Genomic DNA, 21,460 nt, shown 5'->3' on the forward strand with positions numbered 1-21,460 from the left:
TGCTAGTTTACCCGAATGTTAAAAATATAAAACCGCACATTGCAACGCTATGCTTGAAAGTGTTTCAATGTTTTAATCCATCATAACTTTCTATAGGCAATCACGGCAGCCATGAAATTTACAACTTATACAACTTTTCCCGAACAGACATCTAATGAATCTTTGTGGGTTTTAGTTGATTCAGAACAGCTACAAAGCAACATCAACACATATCAAATCAATAACCTAGAAAGCGTTCTTACTGCCACTCAATTCAAAGGCAACTTCAATGAAACTCTGCCTTTATTCGGTCAGGTTTCAAATCAACCTCATAGCCAATTACTTGGCTTAGGAAAAACGGCAGAACTTCAGGCGGTTAAGCTCGCTAAACTTGCCCAAACCATTATCAAATCGACACAAAATAAATTTAAGCATATCGCAATTGATATTGCTGCGTTACCTGTCGAATACCATTATTTATTCGCTTTAAGCTTAACTCAAGCAGCTTATGGTTATGATGAGTTTAAATCGAAAAAAAATGAATTTGTGTTACAACAGGTTGATTTAATTAGTTCAACGACGAGCCTTGATGAAAAACAACTGGCTTTAGTGCATGCCGTACAGTCTGGTCAGTCGTATGCACGTGACCTTGGAAATCGTCCGGGTAACATTTGCTTCCCTGAATATTTGGCAGAACAAGCATTAGCTTTAGCCGCAGAATTCCCTGATTTACTCAAAGTGAGTGTCTTAAATGAACAGCAAATGGCTGATTTAGGCATGTATGCTTTTCTTGCAGTCAGCAAAGGATCTGAGCGCCCGGGTCGTATCGTAACACTTGAATACCAAGCTGGAATTGACCAAGCGCCTGTTGTACTTGTCGGTAAAGGCGTTACTTTTGATACAGGCGGTATTTCTTTAAAACCAGGCCTAGGCATGGATGAAATGAAGTTCGATATGTGCGGTGCAGCCTCTGTACTAGGTACTATTCGTGCGCTATGTGAAGCGAAACTCCCTATTCATGTCGTTGGAGCAATTGCAGCTGCAGAAAACATGCCTTCAGGTAAAGCAACTCGCCCAGGTGATATTGTGACAACCATGAGCGGTCAAACTGTTGAAATTTTAAATACCGATGCGGAAGGTCGTCTTGTACTGTGTGACACATTGACCTATATCAAACGCTTCAATCCAGCAGTCGTGGTTGATATCGCAACATTAACAGGTGCATGTGTAGTCGCTTTAGGTAAAGTACTGAGTGGTTTGTTCTCACCAGATGATGCTTTAGCAGCTGAACTTCAACAAGCGGGTGAGCAATCATTTGACCGTGTATGGCGTATGCCAGTCATTGAGGATTATCAAGAATTACTTGATTCACCATTTGCGGATATTGCAAACATCGGCGGTCCATACGGCGGTGCAATTACGGCAGCATGTTTCCTTGAACGCTTTACACGTGAGTATCGTTGGGCTCATTTAGATGTAGCAGGAACAGCGTGGTTATCTGGTCCAGCTAAAGGTGCAACAGGTCGTCCAGTGCCATTACTCATGCAATTTTTAGCGAATCGTGTAAATACGAATGGCTAAAGTTAGTTTTTATCTGTTTGAAACTAGTGAAGAACGGCAAGTCGATAGTGCTTGCCGTTTATGTCGAAAGATTTTACAGAAGCATCCTAAAATCTGGTGGTATTGCCCAGATGTGCAGTTACAACAGACTCTTGATGAAAGATTATGGGATTTTGACCCTGTAAGTTTCATTGCGCATGGGATTGATCAAGCTGAAGCTGCTGTATGTATTTCGGCTAAACAACCGCTTGAACAAGGCTTGTTAGTATTTAATTTTAACAATCATGCACTTGAACAAGTTGATCATTTTAGCCACATTATAGAAATTGTTGAAAATAATGAAACAGCCAAGCAAATTGGCCGAGAAAAATTTAAAATGTATCGCCGTTTGGGTATAGAACCGCGGACCTTTAAATTATAACGCGCTAAAATGTAAATACTGTTGAACAAAGGAGAAGCATGGTGGCATTAAATGTCGGGCAAGATTTTAAAAAAAGATGGTTAAATGCGCCTGAAGCTGTCCGTCATGCCTATCAACAGGATCTGGCACGTATTTGTGACTTATTAGAACCCCAAACCCCTATTCAGCTTTGGGTTTTAAATGACGAAAAAGCGCAGTTAGAATCGCAGCAAAAAATTGAACAAGCTTACGCGGACCTTAAGGCAGAGCTTATTGAGCAAGCACGTATCCGTCGTCAGCTCGCTTTAGAAAAAGCGCTTGCTGACAAACGTGCATCAGAAGCTGCTTATGCTGCGGAGTTGCAAGCAGACGAAATTCGCAAGTTTAATGAACAGACTGAAACATTACAGATATTACGTAGTCATTTAGAACAAGAAGTTGCAGAACAAACTGCACGTTATCAGAAAAACCCTGAAACCCCAGCAGTCAATTACTCTGCTGGCGTAAAACTTAGTATTACCGATGATCAAATCTTATCTGAGCTTGAAAGTTTACGCATTCGTTTAGAACTTGAAGCTGAAAACTTAATTGAAGAGTCCGTAACAGCTTTTCGAGCTAAACTACATTCGGCAGCTCAAGAAGAAATTGAATATATTTTAAAGAACTCTAAGTTTTCTGATGAAAAAATAGAGAAGTAAAGTTTTTAAAACTTCTTCTGTCATAAAACTGACACCTACATGTCACAAAATAGACATAAATATTATTCTTGTAGATCAATTGATTATGAGAATAGAAAGTAGTGATTTAAGATAATTAATGAGGGTAAGAAATGGACATTCCGCATCAGATTTCAATGCAACTTGAGCAGCTTAATCAGGGTGAACAATGGACATTTTCAGCACAAGAACTTTATATGAGTCATAACGACTTTAATTCACTTTCAATCTTGCTGACACGGGCATCGGAAAAAGGTAAATTTTCAATTACACGCACTCAGCATACTAAACCATGGGTCGGCACACATTCGGTTACTCTCACCAAGCATTAATTTTTAAAAATAAAAAACCGGAACATATGTCCGGTTTTTTATTTTTGATGATCTGGCTTTTATTTTAAAAAACCATTCTCAGCTAAAAAAGCCATACTAATATTTGACTCAGTTTTTTGCTCAGCTGCTTTATCACCTAGCAATAAACGCTCGATATAACGCGCCAACACGTCGACTTCAAGGTTGACCTTACTGCCTACTTGCCATGTTCCAATATTGGTACGTTCTGCGGTATGCGGAATCAAATTCAAACTTAAAATATTTCCACGTAAGTGGTTAATCGTTAAGCTAATTCCGTCAACGGTTACAGAACCTTTTTCCGCCAAATATTTAGCAAGTTCTGCCGGTGCTGTAACTTCATAATAGATTGAACGAGCATCTTCACGCACTACGGTAATTTCACCTACCCCATCAACGTGACCACTTACAATATGCCCACCAAAGCGCGTTGTCGGTAACATTGCCTTTTCAACATTGACACGTTGTCCAACTTTCCAGTTACCCAAAGTCGTTCGATTTAAACTTTCACGAGAAACATCTGCTGCGTACCAGTTATCACCCCATTCAATGACTGTGAGGCAAATACCATTGGTTGCAATTGAGTCACCCAAATGTACGTCTGACATATCCAGATCAGTCTGAATACGTAGACGCACATCACCACCTACACTTTGCAGGCTTTCTACTTTACCTAAACTTTCAATAATGCCTGTAAACATGGCTCAATCTCCAAATCTTTTTACACTGCTTAAATTGCAGCGCTTACCAAAGTGCGAGCTGTGTACTATTACCTGAGGTATCTACACCACCTAGCTCGGCGAAGTGGTAAAGCTGGCCTAATAACTGACGTAGTGGTGGTCCTGACTTGGCATGAGTATCCGTAATCACAATAAACTCAAGCACACGTGCACGTTCAGACTGTCGTTGTTTACTTACGCGATAACGCGGCACATCTTGTGTTAACAAGGTCACTTTGCCTCGTTCCAGATTAGCCATAAGCAAATCTTTTGGCTCGATATTACCATCAGTTGAATAGCTGGTCAGAATATAGCGTGCATTGATCGTTGAAAGTAATTTCTCATACGCATCTTTTGCATGTTTAGAAGAGTTATATGGACTTGGACGCTCTTTACGCCACGCTCTATCAATTCCACTCTTATAACCTTTGGTATCCGGTGAAGGTAAATCCACCTGATCCCATAAAGTTAATGCATTTAAAACATGGTAATTACTACTATATGCGTGTTGGTTATATGGTGGATCGAGATAGGCAACATCGACTTCAAAACCACTCATTTGATTTGCTAGATGCTGGGAGTCTACACACCACATTTCAGCAGCCGGACGTTTGCGATCACCAATCTCACAAAAACGGCTCGGTGTTAACCAAAGTAATGACTCAATTCGTTCTAGCGCAGTTTGAGTACGTCCGCCCCACCCTTGGTGGAAGCTCTTAAATACGCCACTCGTATTACTAACAAAACTAGCTGAATAGAGTAATGGTGCAAGCAAAGCACTCATCTCTACATCATTAATTGCACCTTGTGCCTGCCACGTTGCAATCTGCTGGCGAATCGCATCGATACGCATACCATTACGGCGTTTAAAGAATAAACGGTCACGAGTTGGATCGTATATATCATCGTTACGAGGACAAAGGTTATGTGTTACCCAACCTTTAACTTCAGGTAAGCGATTTAAATAATCGATCGCCTTTTGATAGCCACCTAGTTCTTTAAAAGCAGGTGCATCTACACAGGCTAAAATCGCATGATTTAAAGCATGACTATAAGGTTCCCAGTCATTCGCAATCACACGGTAACCATTTTGACGTGCTAAACGAGATACAACGCCACTGCCGGCAAAGAAATCGGCAAAAATCGGTGGATTCTTTTTCTTGCTATTCAGTGTCCCTGTAATTTCAAGGGCTTCTAAAATTAGATGGAGCAATCGGCGCTTGTTACCCAAGTATGGCACAAGCTGATGGAAAAGATATTCGTCTGTTGTACGGGCTGCATGACGACGTTTGTGATAAACCGAAGGCTCTGAATTCATACTTTCTCTTGCGTAGGGATTAACCTTAAGCGTATATCTTGATCAATTTGTGTCACATCAAGAAGTGTAAAACGAAGTTGCTCTGCCATATATTCAAATTCTGCATTGAACATGGCCCTTGCACTTTTCCCCAATAAGGTCGGGGCAATATAACTGATCAATTCATCCACCAAACCTTCTTGCAAAAAGGCAGTAGACAATGTTGCGCCAGCTTCAACCAACACATCATAAATTTGATGTTGCTTAGATAGGGTCTGTAACAGCATTTTTAAAGGCTGAATTTCTAATTGTATCACGCCTAAATCAGCAAGTTCTTGACGATACGGCCCCATCACCATCACAGTTTCAGGATTTTCTAAAATTTTAGCCGTAAGTGGCAAACGCCCTTGGCGATCTAGAACAACACGTTTTGGCTGAGCAACTGTCTCGATATCAAAATTATTGAGTGAACGCACGTTAAGCTGACAGTCATCTGCAATCACAGTTTCAATACCTGTAATCACTGCTCCTGAAATCGCACGCCAATGTTGTACATCTTGACGAGCAGCAGAGCCTGTAATCCACTTTGACTCACCTGATGCCATTGCAGTACGTCCATCTAAACTTGAGGCTACCTTTAAACGTACATAAGGCATGCCTGTAGACATTGCCTTTAAAAAACCTTGATTAAGTTTTGATGCTAAATCTTCGCAAATGCCAACTTCTACTTCAATTCCGGCATTTTCCAAAATCTGAACGCCCTTACCCGCAACCAATGGATTGGGGTCAGGGCAAGCGACCACTACTTTTTTAACTTGAGCTTTCACCAATGCTTCGGCACAAGGAGGAGTCCGGCCATAATGTGCACATGGTTCAAGCGTAACGTAAGCTGTTGCACCTTGTGCATGTTCACCCGCCTCGCGTAAGGCAAAAACCTCTGCGTGTGGCTGACCTGCTTTAGGATGAAAACCTTGGCCAATTAACTGATCATCTTTGACAATCACACAACCAACATTTGGATTAGGCTTGGTCGAATATAGTCCTCGTTTGGCAAGTTCAATAGCTTGCTGCATCCAATACTGATCTTGTTTCAACTCAGACATAAATATCTCAAATGATTAGTGTTCACGTTGTTGCATTTGCTCAATTTGACGGCGAAACGCTTCAACATCCTGAAAATCTTGATAGACAGAAGCAAATCGGACGTAAGCAACATGGTCAAGGGCAAATAAAGATTGCATGACGATTTCGCCAATTGTTCTAGATTTCACGTCACGCTCACCTAAACGGCGAATCTGCAGTTGAATATCACTTAAAACTGTTTCGATCTGCTCTTGTGTAACTGGACGTTTTTGCAAAGCATGCATTAACGAACGGCGTAATTTAGCCTCATCGAAAGGTTCATTTTTTCCATTCGATTTGATCACACGGGGCATTACCACTTCATAGCTTTCAAAAGTGGTAAAACGTTCACCGCAAATTACACACTCACGACGTCGACGAATCTGACAGCCTTCGGCGGCTAAACGTGAATCGATGACTTTACTATCTGCGGCGTTGCAAAATGGACAATGCATAGCGGATTTATAGGGTCGATTACTTTGACCTAGTGTAGCAAAATTTCCACACTTACAGAACCAGCATTCTATGAGACAAAAAAACAGTCCTGAGCAAGATCAAAGCATCGCTTTGATCACAGCGCAAGACTGTTCTTTTAAGACAGATATATTAATGATTATTCAATACGTTCGCCATGTTGGCTTAAATCCAGACCCATGCGCTCATCATCAGAGTTAACACGGATACCAATCACAAGATCAATCACTTTAAGAATAATGAAAGTCGCGATACCACTGTAAACCATGGTTGCCAATACGCCTTCAACTTGTACCCATAATTGGCCAGCGAATGTTGGAGCTAATGCAACGTTGGCTGCTTTAATAATTTCGTCACTGTAGAATACGCCTGTTAAAATCGCACCGACAATACCACCTACCGCATGCAAACCAAACGCATCCAAAGCATCATCGGCTTTAAGTAAGCGTTTAAGTGCTGTAATACCCCAGAAGCACACGACGCCACCAATAAGGCCCATCACTAAAGCACCGCCTACCCCAACAAAACCTGCTGCTGGTGTAATCACAACCAAACCAGCTACCGCACCGGAAGCACCGCCTAATACAGATGCTTTACCACGAATCATACGTTCAACAACTAACCAAGAGAATGCAGCAGCGGCAGCAGCAACTTGAGTCACTAAAATTGCCATACTTGCACGAGCGCCAGCGCCTAGAGCACTACCACCGTTAAAGCCAAACCAACCCACCCAAAGTAAGCTTGCACCAACTACAGTTAAAGTCAGGTTATGTGGAGCCATAGATTCACGGCCAAGGCCAATACGTTTTCCAAGCATGTAAGCAGCAACTAGACCTGCAACACCTGAGTTGATATGTACAACTGTACCACCAGCAAAATCTAATGCGCCTGCTTTAAATAACCAGCCATCTGCAGCCCATACCCAGTGAGTAATTGGTGCATAAACAACAAGCACCCAAACTGCAATAAACACCATGAAAGCTGAATACTTCATACGGTCTGCAATAGAACCGCTAAGGATCGCAACTGTAATAATGGCAAAAGTCATTTGGAAAATAACAAAGAGACTTTCAGGAATTGTCCCACTTAATGCATCAAACGCCACCCCGTTTAGCATTGCTTTAGACAAATCACCAAAAAATGCACCTGTGCCAGAGAACGCGATTGAGTAACCAGCAATCACCCACAGCAAACTTACCAAGATTGCAGCTGAAAGGCTGAACATCATCGTACTGAGTACATTTTTTTTACGTACCATACCGCCGTAGAATAATGCCAATCCCGGAATGGTCATTAATAGAACCAATGCGGTTGAAACTAAAATCCAAGAGGTATCACCCGTATCAAGAGTAGGTGTCGGTGCTGGAGCTGCTGGAGTTTCAGCAACTGGTGCTTCTGCAGTAGTTGCAGTAGCTGGAGATGTTGATACAGCCGCAACTTCCGATGTTGGCGTTGTTACAGCTTCTTCTGCCCAAACGGCAGTACCACCCAAAAGAGCGCCTGATAGACTGAGCGCCATAAGCATTTTTTTCATTCGTGTCCCCCAACCTCATTTGCGAGTTATTTTCTACTCAGCAAGCTTTGTGCCAATTTAGACAGCATCCGGTCCAGTTTCACCCGTACGGATACGGATTACTTGTTCCAGGTTAGTCACAAAAATCTTACCATCGCCGATTTTTCCAGTGCTTGCCACACGTGTAATTGATTCAATTACTGCGTCGACCATTTCATCACTAATCGCAATCTCGATTTTTACTTTAGGTAAGAAATCAACCACATACTCTGCACCACGGTAGAGTTCTGTATGCCCTTTTTGACGACCAAAACCTTTAACTTCAGTTACGGTAATCCCTTGTACACCAATGTCAGAGAGTGCTTCACGCACGTCATCCAATTTAAACGGTTTTACAATTGCAGTTACAAGCTTCATGTTTGTTTCCTTCGGCTTCTTTTCACCAGTAAGGTTTTATGTTCAATTTTCATGCCAATATTTCAAAGGTTGAGGGAAATGAATCTTTTGCATGAACTTTCTTTATAACCTATTTAGTGAGCAAGATGTAGATGAGCTATCAAAAATAAAATGAATTTTCAGTAGTGTTATATGCTGATTTAATGATCTATTTGCACTAAAAGAATTGAAACCTATATCCAGCGCTTAAGCAGTGTTAAACTGTAAACCATAAGGTAATACAACACTTTGGATATTTCATGCTAGAAACTTTGCTACAGGCCATTCTGGAACAAATTGATGAGCCTAAAAAAGATTTGGAAAAAAATTTACGTGCATTATTAAATGAAGCAGTCGAAAAGTTGGATCTTGTTTCCAAACAAGAGATCGACCGTCAAAAGACTGCACTTCAATCAGCCAATCAACGTTTAGAAGAACTACAAAGACAAGTAAGTTTGTTAGAAGAAACTTTAAAGAATAAAAAATAAGCACCAACGTAGCGCATTTATACTTTACAACGATTAAAAATGAAGCACCATAATGGAACAATAAGATGTCTTTTTCTAAAATTTATACACGGGGACTTTTAGGTTTACATGCGCCTCTGATTGAAGTTGAGGTACATGTGAGTCAAGGCTTACCTTCTCTTACTATTGTCGGCCTAGCAGAGGCGGCGGTAAGAGAAAGTAAAGACCGGGTTCGCTCAGCCATTATTAATAGTGGATTTCAATTTCCAACTAAAAGATTGACCATTAATCTTGCACCAGCAGATTTGCCCAAAGATGGTTCACGTCTAGATTTACCTATTGCTATAGGTATTTTAATTGCATCTGGCCAGCTCCCAGAAAACTGTGCCGAAGATTTTGAATTAATTGGTGAATTAGCTTTAGATGGCCATGTAAGACCAGTGTCAGGTACTTTAACTTTGGCAATGGCGTGTCAACAGGCCAAGCATAAAATGCTTTTACCTCTCGATAATAGTCAGGATATTAGCCATTTACCGAATCTTGAATGTTATCCAGTGAGCCATTTAAAAGAAGTTTGTGATCATTTTCTGGGCATGAAATCGCTATCTTCGATTGAACCTGCAGTGAACTCAAACCAAATGCCTTATAAATTTGATCTGGCAGATGTAAAAGGTCAGCTACGTCCACGTCGCGCACTAGAAATAGCCGCGGCAGGCGGACACTCGCTGCTCTTTAAAGGGCCACCAGGTACAGGTAAGACTTTACTCGCTTCACGCCTTCCTTCAATTTTGCCACCGCTTTCTAATCAAGAGACACTTGAAGTTGCGAGTATTTATTCTATTTCAAATACACCGCATACCTTTGGACAGCGTCCATTCCGAGCGCCCCACCATACAGCATCAGCGATTGCACTAGTTGGGGGCGGCTGTCATTTACAAACAACTATGCGACATTCCAAACAACTATGCGACTTAGAAAATGGAAGCGATAATATATTGAGAGAAAAACAGTTTTGCACTGTTGTTCTCTCATTTCCTATTTAGTTCACCAAGAGGTTAAATTAGAATAATAGTCTGGTTGGCCTATACCATGATTAAGAAAAGTTTCTTCAGTTTTAAGCACTCTATCAAGCAATCTTTTTTTCAATGCTTCATTAGCATTCATATGTAGAAATTGCATTGCAAACACCTGTAACATGCCATTAAGGGTCAGCAATATACTTTCAATATCCTCATAGGCACAGACAGGTTGTTTACCTTTAAATAGCACATTCAGTAGCTCACCACGACCATGTGTGAAAGTTGAATACTTCTCGTACAAAGCTTTACCTTGCTTTGTGAATTGCTTGAAGTGTTTATGAAAATCTCCATTGTCTGGGTCTTCAAAATTATCTAAAGCTGTACTCATCTGAAAAAAACTAGCAAAGTCTTTTGGTTGAGTAATTAACGTTTCAACATCTGTCCCTTTAGGCTGTTCTATAAACTCTAAATAAAAACACCTAACATATATTTCTAGCATCGTACGAGCTACGACGACAGCGGAGGAAAAATGATCTTCTTTCATAAGTAATTTAAAGGAAAGATAATGTGTTTGGAACAACTGAAAATATGCTCTATTAATACGCTGATATTGATCATCCTCGTCTATCTGAACTGAAGCTGAAATTTTATTTACTTCATTCTGAGTCTTATCAAGCTCTCTGATTATAAAGTGAATACGTTTTTTTCCATCCTTATTCAAGTTCATCTTCATTTTAAATCCTTTATTTAATTACACTCTGGGAGAAAAGGAGGCAATCGTCCTTAAACCTAATTTTAGCAAGAATAAATCACTTTAGAATTCCCTCCAAATGGTCAAATATTTAATAAAAATACATTTTCTAAATAATCGAAAGTCAAACTGCCCCTTATAAGAACACTGATCATCCTCCATCTTTACCCAAATATTTTAATGCTCAAATTTTGACATAAAATTCTATAGCGAAATTAAAATCTTTCAAATAGAATGTAAAATCAAAAACACTATATGTTGTGCTAAAAACCAAAATGACCACTACATAAAGCAATGTAAGATAAAAAAGAAACAATTTAGGAATAATTTTAAGAAAAATTTGCATAAGCTTTTTTGTTCAGTTATCATTCGATTAACTTGATCTGTAAGTCAATGATCTTGGAGGTGAATATGACTCATTTCAATCCTGACATGCTTAGTATTGCACGAAACTTTCGTGGTCTTAGTCAAACTGAACTAATTGCTGAAATGGGACAGTCTATTACCCAGGCTTCATTATCTAAAATTGAAAGTGGGGACTTAAAACCCTCCGATGAAGTTATCCATAATCTATCCAATGCCCTACATTTCCCTATACGATTTTTCGAACATATTGAAAAGCTAAATGCACTGCCAATTAGTTTGCATGCATACAGAAAAAAAAGCTCTACCACAGCTAAAGCATTGAGCCGCATGAATGCTGAAATGATGTTAAAAATGGGCCATGTACAAACATTAGAATTATTCACAAATGTGCCAAAAAGAAAAAACTCCTTACCAACTTTTAAAATTGGCCTAGATGTAAACACTCCTCAAGAAGCGGCTAAAAAGCTTAGATCATTGTGGGCGTTAGGAAATGAACCTCTTGAAAACCTAACTGCCACTGTGGAAGATGCTGGGGTTTTAGTCTTTTTATGCGACTTTAAAGATAATAATGTTGATGGCGTATCCTTAAAAATGCATGGTGTGTCTCCATGCGTATTTCTAAATGCAAACCAGCCAAATGATAGAATACGCTTCACATTAGCACATGAGCTTGGGCATTTGGTCCTCCATGAAGAGCCATCTGAGTTTATGGAAAAAGAAGCAAATGACTTTGCTGCCGAATTCTTAATGCCAGAAGAAAAAATTATTGATCAATTAGGTTCAACCAATTTAGCTCATTATCTAAGACTTAAAAAGGAATGGAAAACCTCAATGGCGGCCTTAATCTATAGGGCGTCAGAGTTAGGAACTATAACTTCAAGTCAAAGTGCCAATTTATGGCGGCAAATGGCTATGCGTGGTTATCGTAAAGTTGAACCAAATGAATTGGATCGAGAAGCGACATATAGAGTAGCTTCAATGCTCTTTGACTATGCAATAGATGCAAAAAAAACATCAGCATCTGTCATTAGTGAGTTATCTCAATTATTTGACTTATATGAAGATGACTTTAAAAAACTATATTATTTTGACCTAGATTCAATGGAGACTATTGAGATGGTTTCATAAATTAAAAAGCCGACTCTATTGGGTAGAGTCGGCTTGATAGATTTTCACACAGGAAAGGCATATGGCTCTAAGCCCTACGCATACCTCATGTTAGATCTGGCTGTCAGAACCCCATTCTAACATTTAGGCCCGTAAATCTCAAGATTTACCCGCTTATTTTGGTATGCGCCCTGAAAAACGAGCCGCCAAAATAGGAGGGCTAACAATGCCTACCGAAAATCAAGACTTCGTGTTTTGTAAATCTTATCGCCATAAATCTGGAAAAATTATTGTCCATCCAACTGGATATTTTAAATTTCCCAGAACTCGGCCATTGAAAGAAGAAAAGGATACTATCCGTAATAAAAAATCGGATGATCCTGATAACTCAAACTCAATATCGTAAACACGGTTAAATAACCTACTGCTATGCAACAAAGTCCACAGTAGTAGGTTACTTAATTTTTCTGATCGCACTTAATTTTATGCCCCATTTTAGTACATGGGCTCAGAGAGAATTATGACAACTCAACAGCAGTTTCTTGACCTACTTTCCGATATTGAACCATCTACAACAACGGTTAATGATTGTTCAAGCGCACATAATACGCTTCGTGATGCTTTAAAAGTGCATAATGAATTCAGCAAAGTACATGTGCATACGTTCTTATCAGGTTCTTATAAAAGAAATACGGCAGTACGTCCGACTACTATAGGCGGTATCACACAAAGACCAGATGTAGATATTATTGCCCTTACAAATCACACAATTAACGATAATCCTCAAATTGTCCTTGATGCAGTACATACAGCATTAAAGGATATTGGATATACCGATCTTACCGTTAACCGTCGTTCAGTAAATGTTAAGTTGAAAAAAGTTGATATGGATGTTGTCCCTATCATTTCAGATGGATATGGTGGCTATCTGATTCCAGACATTCATCTTGAAGAATGGCTAGTTACCAACCCTCCAGCCCATACCGAGTGGACTGTTGAGGTGAATAAAAATGCAAATGGGCGATTTAAGCCTCTTGTGAAGCTATTTAAATGGTGGCGTCGTGAGAACTTGTCTGATTTAAAACGACCAAAAGGATTCATTTTAGAATGTCTAGTTGCCAAGCATATGAATTACTACGAATCCAACTATGAAAAGTTGTTTGTTTATCTTTTAGAAACAATCAGGGATTCTTATGGGATTTATGCGTCACTAGGCATAATTCCACATTTAGAAGATCCTGGTGTTGCAGGCAATAATGTTTTTTCTGCGGTCACAGCAGATGAGTTCAAAACCTTTTATGAAAAGGTAAAAGAACAAGCTGCTATTGCACGAAATGCCTTAAATGAAACAGATGATGATAAAGCATTAGCTCTATGGCGGCAGGTCTTGGGTAATCGTTTTCCACGTTCGGCATCACACAAAAGTGCAAATTCTGCTGATATGGCCAGCTCTTTAATCCGTTCAGCTTTAGGTGCAGGATTAACATTTCCATCAACCCCTGTTTATCCAAATAAACCAGGAGGCTTTGCGTAATGGAACTGCTAAAAACACCATTAGAACGCTTGATTCAAGAACGGCAGTTATTGACCGATCTTGAAAATGAGGAAAACAGTTTTAAGATTCAGGAGTGGAACTCAACAGGCACTAATGAACTGCATTTAAACTTCTCTCTCAAGATAGGAACTATAGATTTTAATGGTGTTTTAGTATATCCAGAGCTTTTCCCAGAGCTACCAGCATATATACGCCCACAAAAATCTGGTGAAAGATGGAGTATCTTGCACCAGTACGGTGGTTCAGGAGTGCTGTGTCTAGAATACGGTCCAGATAATTGGAATACCAATATCAGTGGAGTGGAACTAATTAGAAGTGCCCGGATTCTTTTATTAACAGACGCAATGACTGTATTGGAGATGGATGTAGAACCTGTGCCATCTAGGCATTCTGAAACAATAGGTCAAAAATTAAGAGGTATTTCAGAAAGGTTCATTGGAACACCAATGTTACGTCACATACTATTGGGTAGTGACCCTGAAAAAATGGACTTTAAGGTTGCCATCTCAAGCTTTCGGGACAAGACCGTTATTGTTCCAACAAATATTCAGAACAAACCTCTACCTGACATCGTCCCATCATTTTCTAATGAAAGATTTGAATTGTCTGGATGGGCAATAAGAGTTGATTCTGTTCCTTTATTAAAGGAATCTGTAAATGATCGACTTTCGTTAGAATCCTCTTTAGGCAATTTATGGCCTACTCAGGAGGAATTCACAAGTTCCATAAAGCCTCTATTGTTATATGACTTAAATGGTAACTTGGAACTATTCTTAATTAATAATACAGCACCACTTTTCGTAAGTTATCCAGCTATTAATCTACATGATGATCAGAATCAAAGATTGCCAGCACAATTTAGCAATACCAATGATGCAAAGATAGTAATCGTTGGTCTTGGATCGTTAGGAAGTAAAATTGCAATTTCACTGGCACGGTCTGGCTGTAAAAACTTTCTACTTATTGATGATGATATTCTGGCACCCCAGAATCTTGTCCGTAATGAACTCAACTGGTTAGATGTTGGCTTTGCTAAAACCCATGCTGTTGAAAGAGCATTAAAACGAACTGCATTAGACATGCAAGTTGAAACGTATGAAATGCAAATCGGTGGGCAGGAAAATCCTCATTTAAATTCCAATATCGCTAATGCTATTGCCACATGTAATCTGATTATTGATGCGACAGCAAATACACATACTTTCTTAACATTAGCTGCAATTGCTAAAAGAAAACATATTGCAATGGTATGGGGTGAAATCTTTGGTGGCGGTGGTGGAGCAATGATGGCCCGTAGTCGCCCAACGTTAGATGCCTCCCCCTTAGAACTTCGCAATCATATTCATGGTGTCTTACAAACGTTGGAACCAATCCCAGAAGGCAAAGTTAATAATTACGGCTTTCAAACACAAAACCAAACATATATTGCATCAGATGCAGATGTAACGGCTCTTGCAGCCTCTATGACGCAGTTCACATTAGATACTTTATGTACAATTGATGAGCAATCCTCTTATCCATATTCAGCATATTTAATAGGGTTCCGTAAATATTGGATATTTCAATGTCCTTTTGATACTCATCCTATCGATTGTTCAGGTGCTTTAGTAACAGAATCTCCTACGGATAAACAGATATCTGAAAGTGAAAATGGCAATTCTATTGAAGAGTCTGAACCGATGAAAGGTTAATACTGATGCTGAAAATATCCATTCCTACTGATATACAAATTTTACTGATAAAAGCCCTGTTGAAGTCTGGAACCCACGAATGTGGCGGTGTTTTAATGGGTGAGCATATAGGTACAAACCATTTTAGAGTTAGCTCATTAACTGTTCAAAAGAGTGGAACGATAGCATCCTTTGTACGTGGAATTACGGATGCTATTAAAGCAATTCGCCTTTTTCATAAATCAACAAACAATAATTATCAAAAATTTAACTATTTAGGTGAATGGCATAGCCATCCTCTCTTTAGTGTACAACCCAGCAGTAAAGACCATCACACCATGAGGGAATTGGTGTCCGATCCAAAAGTTGGGGCAAATTTTGTAGTCTTACTGATTTTTCATTTAAAAAACAATCATCTTGAGGGCAGTGCTCACACCTACCTTCCAGATGGTTCCTGTTACCGATCCACCCTAGATTTAGAGAGATAATAATGAGTGCGAGTCTGTTAGAAAAACAATCAACTGGTGGTGCGATTGCACGAGTAGGATTTGAATATCAGGATGCATTTGTATTAAGGAGCTTACCGCTATGGCTTTCACAAAGTGCATTTAGCCATATAGTGAGTGAAGCATTAAGTGATATAGAAGTTTGTTATTTTTCTTCGGAAAAGTCATTACATGTAATGTATGAAGCAAAAAATCACTCCTTAACGGCTACGGAATTTTGGGATGAAATAAGGCGTTTTAAAAGTCTTTTTGATACCCACCCAAAAAACTTTATTTGGTTTAATTTAGTATGCCCAAGTTATAACACCGCTATCTCACCATTAATTTCAAAAATAGACCGATTAAGAGGGGTTGGATCTTCTTATGATGACGACTCTTCAGTTTCAGTGAATGGGCGCTCGGAATACCTTGATTGGTGTGTTGGTAAAAAAATTGATTTCTCTTTAGCTGAATTTGCTCTTGATTATGTTGGTTTCATAACTTTTAATTCTGAGAATAGTGAGTCTATATTTCTAAGTGAAATTCAAGACACAATAAATATTGAACTGCTCAGGAGTCAGGTCAAACAACTAAAAGATCAGTTCAAAAATCTAATTTCTCGTTCATCTTTTGGTCCAATATATCGTAAAGACTTTGAAAGTTTTATTTGCCATGCTCTTGAAGAAGATATAAGTAGAAGTCAGTGGCTATCCGATCCTATAAAAATTAATCTTTCAGCATCATCCAGTCAGTATCAAGACTTAAACTTAGATATTCGTGATTTCAATGGTCCTGATCGTGCCCAAAAAACCTCCAGCGACTGGAACAACCTAATCAAAAAAGCAGTATCGATTGGGGATTTCATTCATAGCAGTGGTAACCGTAGAACCCTCCTTATAGATGGCAAACAGAGAATGTCCACTGCATGTATGCTTGGCTATGTATTTAGTGCCACACGTAATTTCCTACTTAAAATAGAACATAATGGCCTCGCTTATCGCACTGATGACCATAAACAGAAAGAGGGACAATTTTTTAATAAAATCGCCCCTGTTGAGCTACAGGGAGAAACTGAAGCCATAGTTACTATCGGATTTCCTACAGCTATAGGTAAAGACATTGACTCTACAATGAATGAAGTAAAGAGCTTACCTAGAATGAATTTAGAAAGCTCTTATGCGATTGATAATATGGAAACTCTAAATCTTGCTGTGAGAGAGGCAAAATCCGCTTTAGTTTCATTCAAATCTGAAAATAAGTTATCTAAATTACACCTCTTTATTAAAGCACCCTCAGTTTTTGCAATGGTCTTGGGACATCGTTTGAATGGTGTTTGTGATATTCAGCTTTACGATTGGGTAGATGGGCAATATATCCCTACGGCCGAGCTGAGCATATAAGAAGAATTGACTAGTCGATAATATTACTAATAGAGAGGTTGACCATGAACAAACATTCTAATGAAAAAAATACTGATAATTCTCCAGATAAAACAAAATCACCGGCATTCAAAGTTCTTGAATCCAATGCTGAAAAGTTCTTAATGGTGTGGTGGTATGGAGCGTTAGCAAAAGCTGATCGTAGAAATGCTCAACCTAAAGTTCATGTGGCTTTTAGGGAACTTCTGGAAGATTACACACCCACAGATAATTTTATTTTTATTGATGCAAATATAACAGATTTGATGTCTTGGCCTATTGGAACAGTTTGGCACCATGAACGATTAGTTGACTATCTTCCTTTGGAAATACGGGAATTTGATATTGATCATACAAATTTTAAACATACCTTTGTTCAAGCATATAAGCGAGATGAAAAGACAGGAAAAATAGATCATTTCTTCTCAGACAGGAATAAGTTTTATATTAACCCAAGCCAACGTGAAAATTGTATTTCTTTCTCTTTAAAGGATCAGGAATATAAGGAGCTTCTCGTACCTTGTTTTGAGTTTCTGGTGAGAGGATATGGCCTCTCTACAGAACTTCCTAGAATTCTAACAACATATGATGAGGTCGAAAGACATGAAAGGCTCTACACCCCTCATCCAGAAGAAGAAAATACATGGACTATCCTTATAGGTGATAGTCTCACATCAGATGATCATGTATTTATTGCCTACTATAAATATAGCGAATATACCCAAGATGCCGTAAGAATCTTATTTAGCAGTATTGCAAAACATGATGATTTTATCCAAAGAAACCATATATACCCTAAAGTAATGCCGTGGCATAAGGAAACGAGAAAAATTAGGGTTTCAGGTTTTTGTATTCCTGACACCAATGCTTTTTTAGCCTTGACAATTCTTGGAATAGAACTACCTGATCAAACACTTATCAGACGTGTTCCAAAGGTAATTCACCGCATTAAGAAACCTGTAGATGTCAACTCACCTAATCCTCCTCAGTTGCAACTAGGTCCTGGTCAGATTAACGTATCTGAAGATCAAGGAGGGCGCAAACCATTATTACAATCGGTTATTTTAGGTCATGAATTTACATGGTTAGGTTCAGGCCCTATCGGGGAAAAAAGTAAAACAAAGTATGAAAGAACCATCACCCAACCACAGAGAAAGAAAAATACTAAAGAAACCAATACAGTTGGTACAGGAGAACCTGATAGCTCTAAGGAAGTTCTAAATGTCCAAATTAACCCGACCACTAATGGAGATACAGAGTTTGAAGCTCCATATCATGGAAGAATCATGGGCCTATGGAATGCATGTTTAAAGGCACGCTCGTTAAATCCCAGTATTGTCAATGCAGTCCACTATTATACTTTTGAGGAAGAGTTTGATTACAGCGATAAACCCACTCTCATGGCTTTTTTCGTTAATTCAGAAACATTAAATAATAAAGATATTACAGATGGAGAAAAACAAACTTATAAAAATTGGTGTTATGCAAACTCAAATAAAACAGCACTTCGTGGAGCATTGGTCATCCGATTATCTCTTGTAAATTGCCCTCCAGTTTATCTTTTCGATATACAACCAGCGACTTACGTTTCAACTGTAGATGGGGAAAGTGTTCTCAAGGAGCGTGGGCATGCTGGTCTAATATTTAGGTCAAGAACCGTAGAACAATTTGAGCAGTATATTTCTGGGCTCATGGAGAGCCTGCCTTTGTCAGAGGGCTCTTATACGACAACTCTCCTAGGCTCCAATTTGGTTACTCAATTATTTGTTTTTAGACATTCAAAATCTGCTGGCTTGTCAGAGGGTGAATCAACGTTATTGAATGCTCTAAGAAAAATTGGAATTACGAATATCAAGTTAAAGGAGGAAAAGGAGGAAAAGGAGGAAAAGGAGGAAAAGGAGGAAAAATAATTTTCGAATCTTACAATTGTGACCATCTTCTTTTAGCCTATTCCATAATTCTTTCCTATGGGTAATTTTATTACATATCAAATTGAATTATATATAGTTTAATGGCACTTTTAAGTGCCATTAAACTTGGGTACCACTTGTGACTAGATAAGCACCTATATTAGGAATATTTAACCTTTTTAAACTCAGTGTTCTGAATCCTTTGGTATATTTTCAATAATGCAATGATGAATATCATCGTGATTGTTGAGTGATGTTTCAGCCTGAATAGTGACATGCTCAATACCTAGATTTTGTATGACATTCTCCAGATCATGTAAGAGTATCTGCACTTCCTGCATACTCATTTCTTCACTTACAACAATATGGCAGGATAAAATATAACGTTTACTTGTCAGACTCCATATATGTAAATCATGTACACCTTGAATTCGCTGGTCTTGAAGAATGGTTTCTTTGATTTCTGCCAAGTCAAATTTTTCTGGTGTACCCTGCATTAAAACATGCGAAGCCTTTACTACAACTGAATATCCACTGCGAAGAACAAGTATTGCAACTAGAACACTGGCTAAAGTATCTGCCCAGGCCCATCCAAAGAAGTAGATACATAGCGCAGCAGCAATTGCGCCAATAGAACCTAACAAATCACTGAGTACATGCAGGTAAGCACCTCGCATATTCAAGTCGTGTTCGGTATCACTACCTTTAAAAATCATTACTGCAACAATGATATTAATCAGCAATCCAATACTGGCAACGATCAACATCCCTTGTACTTCAATATGTTGTGGCTGCTGGAACCGTAGAATTGCCTCAATAAAGATGTACAGTGCGATACCAACCAGTGTAATACCATTCAATGCAGCAGCCAGTATTTCAAAGCGTTGATAGCCGTATGTTTTATTTTTGGTAATCTGTTTTTGACCGATAAAGACTGCTGCAAGTGCAATACCAAGTGCAACAGAGTCACTCAGCATGTGGCCAGCATCCGAAATCAAGGCCAAACTATTGGTAATAAAACCACCTATAAATTCCACTGCCATAAAAATGGTAATCAGTAAAAAACTTATGGTCAGAATTTTTTTATTACTCGGGATATGGCTGTGGTCGTGATCATGATGATGACCACCATGACCGTGATGGTGTCCTGAGTGATCATGGTTGTGTTTATGGCCGTTACCATGACTATGCTTATGCCCAGAATGATCATGTTCAGAGTGTTTATGCTTGTGATCTTGTGTATGGTTGTGCGAAGACATTTTATAGCATTCCTGATTATGGCTCTAACTGACTACGCAATGGATGATTGTTGTAGTAATCACCGATGTATGTAATCTTATTATTTTTAACCTCAAAAAATGAAGCACCTTTAAAAGTGATTACTTTTGCGTCTTTTTTACCAGACTGGTCTTTTTTATTGAGGGTTCCCTGAAGCTGCCATTCGACAGCAACCTTATCACCAACAATGAGTGGCGGGGATGTAAGCGTCATCTTCCGATCAGGAATGACTGTTAATAAAAACTTGGGTACCTCAATTACAGATGCTGTACCTTTACGGGTTTCTTCATTACTTGTATTGAAATACTCAACATTCGGGTCAAGAACTTTAGTCAGGTCATCTGGCTGCGTACCATTCCAGATATTAAGATAGCTCTCCACGGTTTCCAAAGCTGTATTGATCGGTGCTTTTGCATGCGAAATTGAAGCTAATCCTAACGTCATAAGAATGAGTAAGAATGTCATGAAAAAAGGCTTTGATTTTTCCTCTTGACCATCAAAATCTTGCTTCAATTGATTGATATAAATAATGTTCATCACATTCACCTTAGACTTGAGTAAGTTCATCAGCGATCCGTTCGGCATCTTCCCTGGTATCGACGATTTCATAAGGTATGCCAAATGCCTTTACAGCCATTTCCGTCATCTTTCTGATGGCAACTCTTTTTTCCTGATCAGGTTCAATGCAGATAATTGCCTTACACAACTGATTAAGTTCATCTTTATGGTTTTTAAGCCAAAGACCACGTTGTTTAAAGTCTTCAGGTGTTTCTTGCATTGATAATTGATCATAAACAATCACAAACGGACTACTCATTTCCAGGAACTCCTGCATTTCCAACTGCCATTAAGGTGAATAGCCTGGAACT

Annotated in this window: 22 protein-coding genes and 1 pseudogene; 13 read left to right on the forward strand and 10 right to left on the reverse strand. The window is 39.0% G+C overall.

Going from position 1 to position 21,460, the window contains the following annotated elements:
- Positions 1–111: 111 nt before the first annotated feature.
- The 4 genes from ACXM0J_RS05710 (at position 112) to ACXM0J_RS05725 (ending at position 2,987) form a co-directional block, all read left to right on the forward strand.
- Positions 112–1,560, forward strand: coding sequence for a leucyl aminopeptidase (locus tag ACXM0J_RS05710; RefSeq protein WP_086265357.1), 1,449 nt, complete (start codon positions 112–114; stop codon positions 1,558–1,560).
- On the forward strand, positions 1,553–1,960 hold the full coding sequence (locus tag ACXM0J_RS05715) for a DNA polymerase III subunit chi (RefSeq protein WP_016144098.1): 408 nt from the start codon (positions 1,553–1,555) through the stop codon (positions 1,958–1,960). Before ACXM0J_RS05710 ends, ACXM0J_RS05715 begins: the two co-directional genes overlap by 8 nt.
- A gap of 38 nt (positions 1,961–1,998) precedes the next feature.
- Entirely contained in the window at positions 1,999–2,637 is a 639-nt protein-coding gene (blhA, locus tag ACXM0J_RS05720; protein WP_086265358.1) for a cell division protein BlhA, read from the forward strand.
- Between the two features lie 131 nt (positions 2,638–2,768).
- Positions 2,769–2,987 carry a hypothetical protein gene (locus ACXM0J_RS05725; RefSeq protein WP_046812232.1) on the forward strand — a complete coding sequence of 73 codons (219 nt, stop codon included), beginning with the start codon at positions 2,769–2,771 and terminating at the stop codon, positions 2,985–2,987.
- Positions 2,988–3,046: 59 nt separating this feature from the next.
- On the opposite strand, the gene ACXM0J_RS05730 is transcribed toward ACXM0J_RS05725, so the two are convergent.
- The 6 genes from ACXM0J_RS05730 to glnK form a co-directional block, all read right to left on the reverse strand.
- A complete protein-coding gene (locus ACXM0J_RS05730) occupies positions 3,047–3,706 on the reverse strand; it encodes a riboflavin synthase (RefSeq protein ID WP_005301612.1) in 660 nt (219 codons plus the stop codon).
- Between the two features lie 43 nt (positions 3,707–3,749).
- Entirely contained in the window at positions 3,750–5,042 is a 1,293-nt protein-coding gene (locus tag ACXM0J_RS05735; protein ID WP_017481906.1) for a DNA adenine methylase, read from the reverse strand.
- Complete coding sequence (gene ribD / locus ACXM0J_RS05740) at positions 5,039–6,124, reverse strand: bifunctional diaminohydroxyphosphoribosylaminopyrimidine deaminase/5-amino-6-(5-phosphoribosylamino)uracil reductase RibD (RefSeq protein WP_086265359.1); 1,086 nt, start codon at positions 6,122–6,124, stop codon at positions 5,039–5,041. Before ribD ends, ACXM0J_RS05735 begins: the two co-directional genes overlap by 4 nt.
- Before the next feature lie 15 nt (positions 6,125–6,139).
- Entirely contained in the window at positions 6,140–6,598 is a 459-nt protein-coding gene (gene nrdR, locus ACXM0J_RS05745; RefSeq protein ID WP_086265360.1) for a transcriptional regulator NrdR, read from the reverse strand.
- 158 nt (positions 6,599–6,756) lie between these two features.
- Positions 6,757–8,151, reverse strand: coding sequence for an ammonium transporter (locus ACXM0J_RS05750; RefSeq protein WP_086265361.1), 1,395 nt, complete (start codon positions 8,149–8,151; stop codon positions 6,757–6,759).
- 57 nt (positions 8,152–8,208) lie between these two features.
- Positions 8,209–8,547 carry a P-II family nitrogen regulator gene (gene glnK / locus ACXM0J_RS05755; protein WP_000780326.1) on the reverse strand — a complete coding sequence of 113 codons (339 nt, stop codon included), beginning with the start codon at positions 8,545–8,547 and terminating at the stop codon, positions 8,209–8,211.
- A gap of 278 nt (positions 8,548–8,825) precedes the next feature.
- On the opposite strand from glnK, the gene ACXM0J_RS05760 reads away from it, so the two are divergent.
- Both ACXM0J_RS05760 and ACXM0J_RS05765 read left to right on the forward strand, forming a co-directional pair.
- Positions 8,826–9,053, forward strand: coding sequence for an accessory factor UbiK family protein (locus tag ACXM0J_RS05760; protein WP_046812233.1), 228 nt, complete (start codon positions 8,826–8,828; stop codon positions 9,051–9,053).
- Positions 9,054–9,118: 65 nt separating this feature from the next.
- Positions 9,119–9,964 (forward strand): annotated as a pseudogene (locus tag ACXM0J_RS05765) (YifB family Mg chelatase-like AAA ATPase); the annotation flags it as partial.
- A 112-nt stretch (positions 9,965–10,076) separates the two neighbouring features.
- On the opposite strand, the gene ACXM0J_RS05770 reads toward ACXM0J_RS05765, so the two are convergent.
- On the reverse strand, positions 10,077–10,784 hold the full coding sequence (locus ACXM0J_RS05770) for a hypothetical protein (protein ID WP_070074431.1): 708 nt from the start codon (positions 10,782–10,784) through the stop codon (positions 10,077–10,079).
- A gap of 429 nt (positions 10,785–11,213) precedes the next feature.
- On the opposite strand from ACXM0J_RS05770, the gene ACXM0J_RS05775 reads away from it, so the two are divergent.
- The 7 genes from ACXM0J_RS05775 (at position 11,214) to ACXM0J_RS05805 (ending at position 19,313) form a co-directional block, all read left to right on the forward strand.
- Positions 11,214–12,296 (forward strand): helix-turn-helix domain-containing protein, encoded by a 1,083-nt coding sequence (locus ACXM0J_RS05775; RefSeq protein ID WP_070074430.1) that lies wholly within the window; start codon positions 11,214–11,216, stop codon positions 12,294–12,296.
- 205 nt (positions 12,297–12,501) lie between these two features.
- Positions 12,502–12,681 carry a hypothetical protein gene (locus ACXM0J_RS05780; protein WP_001141891.1) on the forward strand — a complete coding sequence of 60 codons (180 nt, stop codon included), beginning with the start codon at positions 12,502–12,504 and terminating at the stop codon, positions 12,679–12,681.
- 114 nt (positions 12,682–12,795) lie between these two features.
- A complete protein-coding gene (locus ACXM0J_RS05785; protein ID WP_070074429.1) occupies positions 12,796–13,809 on the forward strand; it encodes an SMODS domain-containing nucleotidyltransferase in 1,014 nt (337 codons plus the stop codon).
- Entirely contained in the window at positions 13,809–15,521 is a 1,713-nt protein-coding gene (locus ACXM0J_RS05790; protein ID WP_070074428.1) for a ThiF family adenylyltransferase, read from the forward strand. Before ACXM0J_RS05785 ends, ACXM0J_RS05790 begins: the two co-directional genes overlap by 1 nt.
- A 5-nt stretch (positions 15,522–15,526) precedes the next feature.
- Entirely contained in the window at positions 15,527–15,988 is a 462-nt protein-coding gene (locus tag ACXM0J_RS05795) for a Mov34/MPN/PAD-1 family protein (protein WP_086265363.1), read from the forward strand.
- Positions 15,989–15,990: 2 nt separating this feature from the next.
- Entirely contained in the window at positions 15,991–17,385 is a 1,395-nt protein-coding gene (gene cap4, locus ACXM0J_RS05800) for a CD-NTase-associated endodeoxyribonuclease Cap4 (protein ID WP_070074426.1), read from the forward strand.
- 44 nt (positions 17,386–17,429) lie between these two features.
- Positions 17,430–19,313 (forward strand): hypothetical protein, encoded by a 1,884-nt coding sequence (locus tag ACXM0J_RS05805; protein WP_086265364.1) that lies wholly within the window; start codon positions 17,430–17,432, stop codon positions 19,311–19,313.
- Between the two features lie 185 nt (positions 19,314–19,498).
- On the opposite strand, the gene ACXM0J_RS05810 is transcribed toward ACXM0J_RS05805, so the two are convergent.
- The 3 genes from ACXM0J_RS05810 to ACXM0J_RS05820 are packed head-to-tail and all read right to left on the reverse strand — an operon-like array spanning position 19,499 to position 21,408.
- Positions 19,499–20,572: a cation diffusion facilitator family transporter gene (locus ACXM0J_RS05810; RefSeq protein WP_000094607.1), complete on the reverse strand. Its 1,074-nt coding sequence runs from the start codon at positions 20,570–20,572 to the stop codon at positions 19,499–19,501.
- Between the two features lie 16 nt (positions 20,573–20,588).
- Entirely contained in the window at positions 20,589–21,128 is a 540-nt protein-coding gene (locus ACXM0J_RS05815) for a nuclear transport factor 2 family protein (RefSeq protein ID WP_007479719.1), read from the reverse strand.
- A 10-nt stretch (positions 21,129–21,138) separates the two neighbouring features.
- On the reverse strand, positions 21,139–21,408 hold the full coding sequence (locus tag ACXM0J_RS05820) for a hypothetical protein (protein WP_004777770.1): 270 nt from the start codon (positions 21,406–21,408) through the stop codon (positions 21,139–21,141).
- Positions 21,409–21,460 lie beyond the last annotated feature (52 nt).

The sequence above is a fragment of the Acinetobacter sp. GRABPA_MV_2 genome (assembly GCF_056725885.1).